12 protein-coding genes are annotated in these 11,930 nt (G+C 46.1%); 6 read left to right on the forward strand and 6 right to left on the reverse strand.

Translation table 11 applies throughout. The annotated features are described in order from the left end of the window. Positions 1-10: 10 nt before the first annotated feature. From porQ to GFS24_RS26195, 5 genes are all read right to left on the reverse strand, one after another. On the reverse strand, positions 11-1,096 hold the full coding sequence (porQ, locus tag GFS24_RS26175) for a type IX secretion system protein PorQ (RefSeq protein WP_153664928.1): 1,086 nt from the start codon (positions 1,094-1,096) through the stop codon (positions 11-13). A gap of 141 nt (positions 1,097-1,237) precedes the next feature. After that, complete coding sequence (gene lon / locus GFS24_RS26180; protein ID WP_153664930.1) at positions 1,238-3,640, reverse strand: endopeptidase La; 2,403 nt, start codon at positions 3,638-3,640, stop codon at positions 1,238-1,240. A gap of 159 nt (positions 3,641-3,799) precedes the next feature. Further along, positions 3,800-4,414: a porin family protein gene (locus GFS24_RS26185; protein ID WP_153664932.1), complete on the reverse strand. Its 615-nt coding sequence runs from the start codon at positions 4,412-4,414 to the stop codon at positions 3,800-3,802. Between the two features lie 90 nt (positions 4,415-4,504). Further along, complete coding sequence (locus GFS24_RS26190; protein WP_153664934.1) at positions 4,505-5,407, reverse strand: hypothetical protein; 903 nt, start codon at positions 5,405-5,407, stop codon at positions 4,505-4,507. A 35-nt stretch (positions 5,408-5,442) separates the two neighbouring features. Then, positions 5,443-6,726, reverse strand: a complete 1,284-nt coding sequence (locus GFS24_RS26195; protein ID WP_153664936.1) for a metallophosphoesterase — start codon at positions 6,724-6,726, stop codon at positions 5,443-5,445. 244 nt (positions 6,727-6,970) lie between these two features. On the opposite strand from GFS24_RS26195, the gene GFS24_RS26200 reads away from it, so the two are divergent. The 6 genes from GFS24_RS26200 to GFS24_RS26225 all read left to right on the forward strand — a co-directional run bounded on the left by GFS24_RS26200 (position 6,971) and on the right by GFS24_RS26225 (position 11,326). Next, positions 6,971-7,651, forward strand: a complete 681-nt coding sequence (locus tag GFS24_RS26200; protein WP_153664938.1) for a metal-dependent hydrolase — start codon at positions 6,971-6,973, stop codon at positions 7,649-7,651. A gap of 46 nt (positions 7,652-7,697) precedes the next feature. Further along, entirely contained in the window at positions 7,698-8,519 is an 822-nt protein-coding gene (locus GFS24_RS26205; protein WP_153664940.1) for a ParA family protein, read from the forward strand. Further along, on the forward strand, positions 8,503-9,423 hold the full coding sequence (locus GFS24_RS26210; protein WP_153664942.1) for a ParB/RepB/Spo0J family partition protein: 921 nt from the start codon (positions 8,503-8,505) through the stop codon (positions 9,421-9,423). The genes GFS24_RS26205 and GFS24_RS26210 overlap by 17 nt, the downstream gene beginning before the upstream one ends. A 94-nt stretch (positions 9,424-9,517) precedes the next feature. Further along, positions 9,518-10,096, forward strand: a complete 579-nt coding sequence (locus GFS24_RS26215) for a DUF5683 domain-containing protein (RefSeq protein WP_153664944.1) — start codon at positions 9,518-9,520, stop codon at positions 10,094-10,096. A 9-nt stretch (positions 10,097-10,105) separates the two neighbouring features. Then, complete coding sequence (gene dapB, locus GFS24_RS26220; RefSeq protein ID WP_153664946.1) at positions 10,106-10,822, forward strand: 4-hydroxy-tetrahydrodipicolinate reductase; 717 nt, start codon at positions 10,106-10,108, stop codon at positions 10,820-10,822. A gap of 84 nt (positions 10,823-10,906) precedes the next feature. Then, the gene (locus GFS24_RS26225) at positions 10,907-11,326 is read left to right on the forward strand and encodes an Rrf2 family transcriptional regulator (RefSeq protein WP_153664948.1); all 420 of its coding nucleotides are present in this window, start codon (positions 10,907-10,909) and stop codon (positions 11,324-11,326) included. 56 nt (positions 11,327-11,382) lie between these two features. Here the strand turns inward: GFS24_RS26225 and GFS24_RS26230 are convergent, their stop codons facing one another. Beyond that, positions 11,383-11,736, reverse strand: coding sequence for a glyoxalase/bleomycin resistance/extradiol dioxygenase family protein (locus GFS24_RS26230; protein ID WP_153664950.1), 354 nt, complete (start codon positions 11,734-11,736; stop codon positions 11,383-11,385). Positions 11,737-11,930: the final 194 nt, after the last annotated feature.

Genomic DNA, 11,930 nt, shown 5'->3' on the forward strand with positions numbered 1-11,930 from the left:
ATGTATAATTTTAAAGCGGTCCGTCCGGTTTCCAGCCAATGCGGTCCCCGAACTTCCCTAAGCCCATCCACTGATTCAATGGCAGACTGATCCCAAGATGATTAAACGCAACGGTACGCTGATACCAGGAGCGTGCAAAACGTAATTGTATTTTATTCACGATCACCCCGATGCCTAAAGAAAAACCGCTTAATCCCTGTTGGGACATCATGGCCAGTTCTTTCCGCCGCAGGTGATTATAAGCTGCTGTTAATTCCACATACTTCCCTACTTCAAACTGGGCAGCCAGTACAAAGTGCCGGAAGATCTTATCGACAGTTCCGCTTCCTCTGCTGGTGGTATCTCCATTCTCAATCACGGTACCATCTTCAAAACCGGGATCTGCGTACCGGATATCAAACTGGTAAATATGATGCAGGGTGGCGGATAATTGTAAGGGTATATGTGCGAGCCTTTTGGAGATACCTATCTGCAGATCAAAAGGTAAGGGTTCCTTTTCTCCGGCACCGTCATAAGTAGAAAACTGCGTACCCATATTCTTTGCTACCAACCCGGCCTGCCAGCCCCTGGCGGTATCCTGGTAAGCAATACCCACATCTGTGCTGATACCGGAGGATTGATATTGCTGGTAACGGGAATGAATATATTTTACACTCAGCCCGTAATGCCATTTTTCCAGGTATTGCCGGGAAGCGCTGACTTGCCATACAAGATCATTCGGGCGGAAAGTGCCCATCACATTGCCTGCGGCATCTGTATGGGTGATATCACCATATCCTACATACTGCAAACTGGTGGCAAAGGTAGTAGCTACAGACGGTACATGAAAAGCAGTGGCTGCATGCAGGTATTTTACACCGGCAAAGTAACTGGCATAATTCACCTGTAGGTGGGTATGCATAGACGGCCGCAATAATGCAGGATTCAGCAATGCGAGGGAAAGATCATTATTCTGCTGGCTCACATTCACACCTCCCAAAGCAGTGATCTGCGGGGCAGCCGGCAGATCCAGGAAGGAATATACATTTTTCCCGCCCAGCACCTGTGCGCTGGCGGAAGAGGATAATAACAGTAATATTAGCAGGTATCGGAGCACGAAAATGAAGATACAAATAACAACAATAAAGCCACCCTTGCGGATGGCTTTATTTTAAACCCTTAAACAATCAACATGCGCTCACTTCGCTAAAAGTGAACTTGTGGTAACAAGGTATTCCAGGAATGGATCACTTTGTTTCTATCTCTTTAATAACGCTGTTTCCAGCACTTGGTTCATTTCTCTTACATAATGGAACTTTAATCCTTTAATATATTCAGGATTAATGTCCGTAATATCCTTCTCATTCTGCCAGCAGAGGATGATCTCCTTGATTCCGGCACGTTTTGCGGCCAGGATCTTTTCTTTGATCCCTCCTACCGGTAATACCTGTCCGCGTAAAGTGATCTCACCGGTCATAGCCAGGTAAGGTTTCACCCTGCGGCCGGTAAAGCCGGAAACAAGTGCTGTGAGCATCGTGATGCCTGCGCTGGGGCCATCTTTAGGAACGGCGCCTTCCGGTACGTGCACATGCACATTCTTATGCTGGAATAATTTCGGATCAATTTTAAATGCGGCTGCATTGGCATGCAGGTAGCTGAGGGCTGTTACGGCTGATTCTTTCATCACATTCCCCAGGTTACCGGTGAGTTTCAATTCTCCTTTACCATCGCTGAGACTCGTTTCTATGAAGAGGATATCTCCTCCCACATACGTCCAGGCCAAACCTACTGCTACCCCTGCCGGGTTGCCTGTTTTGTAGATCTCATTGCTGTATTTGGATTTACCCAAAGCTTTGTCCGCCCTTTCTTCTGAAACGGTGTCTTTCAGCTTTGTGCCCATGGCCACATCTTTAGCCAGGGAGCGCATGATAGCAGCAAACTGGCGATCCAGTTCCCGCACCCCGCTTTCCCGGGTGTAATCAGCAATGATCTTTTCAATTACTTTATTGGAAAAAGTGAATTTATAATCCTTCAGGCCGTGTGCTTCCCGTTGTTTAGGGATCAGGTGGCGTTTGGCGATCTCTATTTTTTCTTCAATAGAATAACCGCTCAGGTCAATGATCTCCAGCCTGTCACGCAGGGCATGCGGGATAGCGTTGATATTGTTGGCCGTAGCAATGAACAATACCTTGCTCAGGTCATATTCCAGTTCCAGGTAGTTATCATAGAAGGTACCGTTTTGTTCAGGATCCAGTACTTCCAGCAATGCAGAAGCGGGATCTCCTCTGAAATCGTTGCCTACTTTATCTATTTCATCCAGGATCATCACCGGGTTGGAAGATTTCACCTTGCGGATGGTTTGCAGGATCCTGCCCGCCATAGCGCCGATGTAAGTTTTCCGGTGTCCTCTGATCTCACTTTCATCATGTAAACCACCAAGGCTCAACCGTGCATATTTACGGCCGATAGCGTTGGCAATAGAACGCCCGAGGGATGTTTTACCAATACCGGGAGGGCCAATGAAACAAAGGATGGGAGATTTCATGTCCCCTTTCAGTTTCAGTACGGCCAGGTATTCAAGGATACGTTCCTTGATACGGTCCATACCATAATGATCCGCATCTAGTACTTTTTTAGCTTTCTTCAGATCGTAACTGTCCTTGGTATATTCCGCCCAGGGCAGGTCCAGCATGAGGTCCAGGTGATTGTACACCACGGAATAATCCGGTGTGCTGGGATGCATCCTTTCCAGTTTCTCAATGCCTTTGGTGAAAAGTTCTTTTGCAGCTTCCGGCCATTTCTTTAATTCGGCACGGCGTTGCATCTCTTTCACTTCCCGGTCGTTGGTATCGCCACCCAGTTCATCTTTAATGGATTTCAGCTGCTGTTGCAGGAAATAATCCCTTTGCTGTTTATCCAGGTCTGCCTTGGTTTTGTTGTTGATCTTGTTCTTCAGTTCCGCCAATTGCAATTCTACCTGCAGTAATTTCATCAGCAGTTCTGCACGTACACGCAGGTTGTTGATCTCCAGGAGTTGTTGTTTTTCCTTTACATCGCTGTTGAGGTTGGAAGAAACGAAGTGGATCAGGAAAGGTGCGTTCTCAATATTCTTCAGGATCATGCTGGCCTCTGAAGGAATATTGGGTGATAACTGGATGATCTGTGCTGCCAGGTCCTTGATGGAAGAAACGTAGGCATCAAATTCAGAATCATTTTCGTCTACTTCATCACTCAACAGTTCATACCTGGCTTTGAAATAAGGATCTTCTGTTACTATATCCTTGATCTTAAAGCGTTTACGCCCTTGTATGATAATAGTAGTGCCTCCATCCGGCATTTTGATCAGTTTCACGATCTTAGCCACAGTACCCACATCGCTGAGATCGGTTACACCGGGCTCTTCTATGTTACTGTCTTTTTGCGCTACAACACCAATCATTTTGTCAGTCTTGTAAGCATCGTTTACGGCCTTTATGGATTTATCTCTTCCAACGGTAATAGGCAAAACTACTCCGGGAAAAAGTACGGTATTTCTCAGCGGTAACAGGGAAAGCTCTTCCGGGATCTTGTCATCCTCCATCCCCTCGCCATCTTCGTTCAGGGGGATGATAGGCATAAATTCCATCTCATCTTCCGAATTGCCTAAAAAAAATGTGTTCATCTGTCAGTTTTAAGTCCAGGGACAATATGGCAGTACGCTGCCCAAAATAACCCTTAATTAGATAGTATATCTATATAGTCAACTTTAATGCCATGATCCGGGATATAAAAAAAGAGGATACCCTGTCGGATATCCTCTATATGTCAGATGTAGGTACAATTATAAAGTGATGCCAACACCCAGCTGAATGGCCTGGTTTTTCCATTTGCTGGGATCTGTGGCGCCAGCTACTGTAACATCGTTCACATTGGAAAGACCTATTACATAACGGGCACTGATATTTACGATGGGCAATTGCAGCCAGAGGCCACCTACTGCAGAAAAATCGCCTCCTTTAAAAGCATCTTTGCCTTCCTGGAACACATTTTTCTTTTTGCTGGTCATGATACTGAATTGCGGACCTACCTGTAATTTGAAACGGGGAGAACCCAGATCAATATTTGCCAGGACGGGAATGCTGAGATAGTTCAGTTTGGGTTTGGTTTCTTTCAGGTTCTGGAATTCATTATCCGCTTCAAATTCTGAAGTATTCACTACTTCTGCTTTTGTAGAGGAGAAGATCAACTCCGGTTGAATACCAAATCCTTTCACAAGATTAATTTGTGCGAAACCTCCGAGGTGATACCCCAGTTTGAATGATTCATCATAACCTGTTCCATCGATCTTGCCGAGGTTAGCACCTCCTTTAATACCGAAGCGTAATAATTTTTGGGCGTTGGCGGTGGATACGGTTACACATGTAATGACTGCCAGGGCGAAAAACAGTTTTTTCATATTGGTTATATTTAATGTCCTATAATAATCAAACGGGGGAATGACTCTTTACCCCTACATTTAAAACTAACACAAAACCCATGCTAGATTCTATAAAGTAACACTTACGCTGGCGGTAAAATATCCGGTGATGCCATTATCCTCTCCCTGTAAGAGTTTGAAGGCAGTATAAGATGGGGAAACAGTGACCCTTCCAATGATATAGGAAAGCCTTACACCAAGGTCCACTGCCCTGGGTTCGAAACCTGTTTTATCACTGATGGTGGTTTCTCTGTTGCGGCGCTTGATAAGCTTAGAGCGGGATACGTATTGAAAACTTTTGAGGTTGCTGTAATAATGTGCCGTGCCCGCTGTAAAAGAAGCTACAGGCATGAGAAGAACAGCGGCATCTTTCTTCAGCACATCCAGGAAAATAAAGGAATGCCGCACATCCGCAATGATATTGAAATCACTGCCGGTAATGGTGCGTTCTGATCTGCGGTTCACCTGTTCAGAAAATTTGCCCCAGCCAAGATCTACACTGATGCCAGGTTCCAGCCACCATTTGCGGTAAAAGAAATACGCAAACAATTCATTGGTGATGGGTGTAGCGGGAATATCTGAAGAGTCTTTATAAAAGTAACGCGTATACGAAATGCCGGAAATAAAGTTTTTGTGTTTCGTGTAATCATACCCCGCATTGAGGTCCAGCTCAAACCAGGGATGGCGTGCTGCATTCAGGAGGTAGTAACTGTACACAGATGCATACAGCCCACTCTTATGGTTATACGAAATATTGGGAGAGAGGAAAGACTTCATGGTAACCGGCCTGAAAGGGTCTGTAGTTTTTCCACCGTAAGCCGGGTTATTACCAAATCCCAGGCCGATCACTACTTCGCTTTTTGCCGGTTTATTGAGCAGTGAATCCAATTGCCTTTCCAGGTCAGCCAAAGACTGTGCCGCTGCCTGCGAAGCAGTAAGGAGCAATAGTGTAATGGTGATATGGAGTCGCATAACAGGCCTTGGTACTGCAAGATATAGGAAAAATCCTATACTAATTCAATCACCGTGATCTCTGGCATAATGCCTACCCTGCCGGGATAGCCGAGGAAACCGAACCCACGGTTCACATACAGGCTTTGCTTGCCATCCTGGTAAAGACCCGCCCATTGTTTATAGATATATTGCGCCGGGCTCCATTTGAAAAAGGGGATCTCCACGCCAAACTGCATACCGTGGGTATGCCCTGCCAGCATCAGATCGATATCTTTATAATCACTCCTTACCTGAGCATCCCAATGGGTGGGATCATGAGAGAGTAAGATCTTAAAAGGAATATCTGCTGTACCTTCATAAGCAGCCTTCATATCACCTTTCCGGGGAAAACGGGGATTCGCACTCCAGTTCTCAATACCCAGCAGGGCCATTTTTTCTCCGTCTTTCTCCAGGATCACGTGTTCATTCATCAGCAAACGCCAGCCCATTTCTCCGTGGATGGATTTCAGACGCTCTAAGTTCTTCGTTTTCAGTACACTCTGGCGTTTTTCATCATAATCAGGCCATGGGAAATAATCCCCGTAATCGTGGTTGCCCAGCGTGGAATATACGCCCATGGGCGCTTTGATCTGGTTAAAAACGGAGATATAATGATCCATTTCGTCAGATTTATCATTCACCAGGTCCCCGGTGAACACTATCAGGTCCGGTTTCTGGGCTTTGATCAGTTCTATCCCTTTCTGCACGGCTTCCTTATCATTAAAACTGCCGGAATGCACATCGGAGATCTGCACAATGGTCATGCCTTTAAAAGCGGCAGGCAGGTTCTTAAAAGTGAGGCGGATCTTCCGCACATGATAGTTATATTTATTGCTGAGCCCATACAGTAAGGTGCCCAGCATGGTACCGCCCAGCAAAAGCCCTGTTTTCATGAGGAACTGGGAGCGGGAAATGCCGGTGGCCTCTTCTTTACCCTGTTCCACCAATGCCACGGCAGGAGCAGAACGCACTTTTTCTATTACCCAAAGCACCCCTCTGCGGCCATCATCGATCAATAAGAAAATGATTACCAGCATTTTAGCAAAGAACACACCCACCGCAAAGGTGATATAATAAGAACGTGCCTCCATGAACTTCTCCCAGGGGATCTTAGAGTAGAAAAGAACGGAAGTCAGTACAATAGCAGAGATCACCCAGTAGAGGGCGAAGATCACTATTTTCCATTTTGGAGAGAAGTTACTCACGATTGACCGAACAGCCACAAACACATAAGCGTCCATTGCCAGGAAGAGTAGTACAATAAATAAGGTAGACAAGGCTGAAGGTCCCGTTCTCATAAATATTTATAAATCAATTGTTTCTTAAAAGCCGAAACGGCGAATTTACCACAAACTGTCCGTTTAGGAATGGTTGTTTGGTTAAGTAGACGATCATGTGACTGAAAAATTGCAATCCCCGGAGAAAAATCCTTACTTTTCCCCACCGGCTGGTGTGAATAAATAAATGGGGGGCCTGCCAGATATTTTAGCGATTCGTTGTATTTTTGTCGGATTAGGCATTAACAATTTATAAAATATCAATATGAAGTTCACCTATTACGGCCATTCGAGTTTTGCAGTGGAAGTAAAGGGCAAGAAAATACTTTTTGACCCTTTTATAACACCCAACGATCTGGCCCGTTCAATAGATGTAAGTCGTATTGAGGCGGATTACATTTTTGTTTCCCACGGGCATGCGGATCATGTGGCGGATCTGAAAGGAGTGGCGGAAAGAACGGGTGCCAAGGTAGTGGGGGCATTTGAATTAACGGAGTGGATCTCCAAACAGGGCATCTCCAATGTACATCCTATGAATACGGGTGGTAAATGGGCTTTTGACTTTGGCACTGTGAAATGCGTAGTAGCGCATCATTCCAGCGGGTTGCCGGATGGCAGCTATGGCGGGAATCCCCTGGGCTTCGTTTTCACCACTACAGAAGGCAATTTTTACTACAGCGGAGATACGGCTTTGACATTTGACATGGAACTGATTCCCCGTTTCGCCAAACTGGATTTTGCCATCCTGCCAATAGGAGATAACTTCACCATGGGCGTGGAAGATGCCATCATTGCAGCAGAGTTTATTGAATGCAGCCGGATAGTTGGCGTACATTACGACACTTTCGGGTATATAAAAATAGATCAGAAGGAAGCAACCCAACAGTTTGAAGCAGCAGGATTAACCTTGCTGCTGCCGGCAATAGGGGAAACGATCAACATCTAAAGTTCCTGATTTATCCTATTACAACCTTAGAATTTAAGACAGAACAATGGCAAGAATTATCGCAATCGCCAATCAAAAAGGGGGCGTAGGCAAAACTACCAGCGCTATTAACCTGGCCAGCAGCCTGGCAGTATTGGAGTACAAAACACTGCTCGTAGATGCAGATCCACAAGCAAACAGCACTACAGGGCTGGGCTTTGACCTGCGTAATGTACAGCAGAGCCTGTACGACTGTATGGTGAATGATGTACAGGCTAAGGACGTTGTCCTCGAGTCTGACACTCCGAACCTGAAAGTGCTGCCCTCTCATATTGACCTCGTAGGTGCTGAACTGGAACTCATCAACCACCCCAACCGGGAAAGAGTGATGAAGTCCGTGATCGACTCCATCCAGGGCGATTATGATTTCGTGATCGTAGATTGTTCTCCCTCCCTGGGCCTGATCACCGTAAACGCCCTCGTAGCGTCTAACTCCGTGATCATTCCCGTACAGTGCGAATTCTTTGCACTGGAAGGTTTGGGTAAATTGCTCAACACTATTAAGATCGTTCAAAGCAGGCTGAATATAGAACTGGAAATTGAAGGCATCCTCATGACCATGTATGATGGCCGTTTGCGCCTCAGCAACCAGGTGGTGGATGAAGTAAAACAACACTTCGAAGAAAGCGTGTTCAACACCATCATTCACCGGAACACCAAACTGGGAGAAGCACCCAGCTTTGGTAAATCAGTGATCATGTATGATGCTATGAGTACAGGAGCCATCAATTATCTCAACCTGGCCAAAGAGATTCTGCAAAAACATAACTTCACAAAGATCAGAACAGAAGATAAAATCTTAGCAATTAACGATGACCAATCCGAGTAAGAAAGAAGCGTTGGGGAAAGGTATCCGCTCGCTGCTGCAAAATATAGACACTGACCTGAAGCAAACCACAAATGCTTTGGGTGATAGTGTTGTGGCTCAGGCTACCGGCATAGAACGCATTCCCTTGGACCAGATAGAGGTGAATCCCAAACAACCAAGAAGGGATTTTGATGAGCAGGCTTTACAGGAGCTGAGTCAGTCTATCAAGATACATGACATCATCCAGCCTGTCACGGTTTCCAGAGTGGGGAAGAAATACCAGCTCATAGCAGGCGAACGTCGTTTCCGCGCCAGTAAAATGGCCGGCTTGAAGGACATTCCTGCTTATGTTCGCCAGGCTAACGACCAGGAACTCCTGGAACTGGCCCTGCTGGAGAACCTCCAACGTGAAAATCTGAACGCCATTGAAATAGGCCTCAGCTACAAAAGGCTCATGGAAGAGATCAGTCTCACCCAGGAGCAGGTGGCAGACCGGATGGGTAAAGAACGCAGCACCGTTACTAACTATATACGTCTCCTCAAACTGCCACCGGATATCCAGGTAGCAGTAAGGAACGGCAAACTGAGCATGGGCCACGCCCGTACACTCATTGGCGTAGAGAACGTGGAAAAGCAGTTATTCATCTTCGGTGAGATCATGAAAAATGGCCTTTCTGTTCGCCAAACAGAAGAACTGGTGCGGAAAGTGAACCAAGTGGATAATAAAGGCAGTGTGCAGAAAACCGCTAAAAGTGGCCTCCCTCCTGCTTATCAGAAAATACAGGACAACCTGTCCTCCCATTTTTCCACCAAAGTGAACCTGGACAGAAGTAAGAACGGAAAAGGAAGTATCAATATCGAGTTTTACTCAGATGAAGAACTGGATAGCATCCTGGAAAAATTATCATTATACGGTGAAAAATAAGGCAGGGTACATGTTGCGTGCCTTGTTGTGTCTCTTCATATTGTCCGCATTTTCAAGTAATGCGCAGGACACAACAATGGTAAAGCGGATGCAGATGGACTCACTCAAACGTGAGAAAGCCGCCATGCGGGATACCATCACCGTGCCTCCCACTGTTGTCTCTTCAACAGACAGTCTCCTCGCCAATTACAAAGCATTACACAGTCCCCGCAGAGCTGCATTTTATTCAGCCGTGCTGCCGGGCCTGGGTCAGATCTACAACCGTCAGTTCTGGAAACTCCCCCTCGTATATGCCGCCGTGGGTATCAGCACCGGTGTATTTATCTTTAATATGGACAAATACACGGAATTCCGGAATGCTTACCGCGTAAGGGTAGCCAATGCCAACAACCCGGATTTCATAGATCCCTATCCCCGCTACAGTGGAGAGGACCTTAAATACCTCCGGGATGCCTACCGGCAATATGTGGATTATTCCGTACTGGTGTTTGTGGCAGCCTATGCGCTGCAAATTGTGGACGCCACTGTGTTTGCGCACCTCCGGCAGTTTGATATCAGCGACGATCTGAGCATGCGTGTTTCACCCACCATCATCAACAACCGCGCACTGGGTATTCAGCTCAATATTTCTCTCAGTCCCCGTAAAGCAAAAACGGGACTGGCTTTCAGATAATTTTTAGATATGAAGATAGCATTAATAGGATACGGCAAAATGGGCCAGGCCATAGAAGCCATCGCCATCGGCCGCGGACATGAGATCATCCACAGGATAGACATTAACAGCAGCCACCTGCTTGAAAAAGAGCATCTGGAAAAAGCAGATGTGGCCATTGAATTCACCACACCGGAAACTGCGTACAACAATATCATCCACTGCTTCGATGCCAACGTACCCGTTATCTGCGGTACCACCGGCTGGCTGGACAAACTGCCACAGGTAAAATCCCAGTGTCTTGAAAAACACCAGGCTTTCCTGTACGCCAGCAATTTCAGCGTGGGCGTGAACATTTTCTTTGAACTGAACCGCCGCCTGGCGGAACTGATGGCACCGCAAAGTGCTTACAGCGTGAGCATGGAAGAGATCCACCACACCCAGAAAAAGGATGCCCCCAGTGGTACAGCTATTACCCTGGCAGAGCAGATCCTGGAAAAAGTACCCGGTAAAAAAGGTTGGGTGAACGAAGAAAGTGCAGACCCTGCCCAGCTGGCCATCATTTCCAAAAGGATCAATCCGGCTCCCGGCACACATACTATTACTTACAGCTCTCCCATTGATGATATCACTATCACCCATACGGCACATTCCCGCGAAGGTTTTGCCGCTGGTGCTGTGACCGCAGCGGAATGGCTGAAAGGCAAGAAGGGTATCTTTACCATGAAAGACGTGCTCAGCCTCTAAGCCATCAGGCATGGCCCCAAATGACGCCGGTTTTTGTTATATTTGTACTTTGGGAGTGCAAAAAATACAGATCCATTACTAAACATGCTGTCTAAAAAAACACAATATGCGTTTCACGCATTAATATATCTGGCCGAAAATGTCGACAAAGGGCCTATCCTGATATCAGAGATAGCGTCCGAAAAAAGTATTTCCATTAAATTTTTGGAAAATATATTGTTGGAATTGAAAAATGCCGGAATTTTAGGAAGTAAAAAAGGTAAAGGCGGGGGTTATTACCTCATGCGTACGCCAAAGGAAATTCCGCTGGCCCGTATTATCCGCTTGCTGGACGGCCCTATTGCCCTCCTGCCCTGTGTGAGTCTGAACTATTACGAACGCTGCGACAATTGTAAAGATGAAGCAGTTTGTGGGCTGAATGAGGTGATGGGCAAGGTACGGGACGCCACTTTGAAACTATTGGAAAAGCAATCTTTAAAAGATATCCTCACAAGGGACAACTAAGCTATTTACATGGGTTATATAAGCAGGGAAAGGCCACGGGTCTTTCCCTTTTTCTTTTAGAGGGCTTTCCCAAAAACCAGCGTATTGCCGTCATGATCGTTCACTGCAAAATCCCGCATGCCGTAGAAGCGGTCCTCCAATGGCACATCTATGAAAGCACCCTTTTTCGAGATGGTATCAAAGTAATCATCTACTTCATCACATTCAATACAGAAGTGAGCACTGCCCGGTGTTTTCTTTCTCCCGGGATTTGCCGGTCCGCTCAGATGGATGAAAACGTTGTCAAGTTCCAATCCTGCATAGGCTTCCAGTTTAAAATCTTCCCTGAAACCTAAAGTATCCTTGTAGTAATTAAGCGCGCGATCCAGGTCAGAAACGTGGATGACAACGGAGGTACTTAGTGCTTTCATAATGATCGGGTTTGTACAAATTTAAGGGTCTTTTTTAAGGAGATGATGTAGCCGGCTTTTCTTCTTTATTCAGCCGCCGTTGTGTATTCTAAGATAGTTCCAAATTTATATCAGGCAGCTGTCTGTAAATTTTCAGAGTAGGGTGTTTGTCGTTTAATGACGGCAAACATCCTGTCTACGAGTTTATTCCTGAT

The organism is Chitinophaga sp. SYP-B3965 (assembly GCF_009647655.1).
Taxonomy (GTDB): domain Bacteria; phylum Bacteroidota; class Bacteroidia; order Chitinophagales; family Chitinophagaceae; genus Chitinophaga.

Bases quoted from the DNA above. Each gene is read 5' to 3' on its own strand.
- lon (WP_153664930.1), bottom strand. From the start codon at position 3,640: ATGAACACATTTTTTTTAGGCAATTCGGAAGATGAGATGGAATTTATG.
- GFS24_RS26185 (WP_153664932.1), bottom strand. From the start codon at position 4,414: ATGAAAAAACTGTTTTTCGCCCTGGCAGTCATTACATGTGTAACCGTA.
- GFS24_RS26190 (WP_153664934.1), bottom strand. From the start codon at position 5,407: ATGCGACTCCATATCACCATTACACTATTGCTCCTTACTGCTTCGCAG.
- GFS24_RS26195 (WP_153664936.1), bottom strand. From the start codon at position 6,726: ATGAGAACGGGACCTTCAGCCTTGTCTACCTTATTTATTGTACTACTC.
- GFS24_RS26200 (WP_153664938.1), top strand. From the start codon at position 6,971: ATGAAGTTCACCTATTACGGCCATTCGAGTTTTGCAGTGGAAGTAAAG.
- GFS24_RS26205 (WP_153664940.1), top strand. From the start codon at position 7,698: ATGGCAAGAATTATCGCAATCGCCAATCAAAAAGGGGGCGTAGGCAAA.
- GFS24_RS26210 (WP_153664942.1), top strand. From the start codon at position 8,503: ATGACCAATCCGAGTAAGAAAGAAGCGTTGGGGAAAGGTATCCGCTCG.
- GFS24_RS26215 (WP_153664944.1), top strand. From the start codon at position 9,518: ATGGACTCACTCAAACGTGAGAAAGCCGCCATGCGGGATACCATCACC.
- dapB (WP_153664946.1), top strand. From the start codon at position 10,106: ATGAAGATAGCATTAATAGGATACGGCAAAATGGGCCAGGCCATAGAA.
- GFS24_RS26225 (WP_153664948.1), top strand. From the start codon at position 10,907: ATGCTGTCTAAAAAAACACAATATGCGTTTCACGCATTAATATATCTG.
- GFS24_RS26230 (WP_153664950.1), bottom strand. From the start codon at position 11,736: ATGAAAGCACTAAGTACCTCCGTTGTCATCCACGTTTCTGACCTGGAT.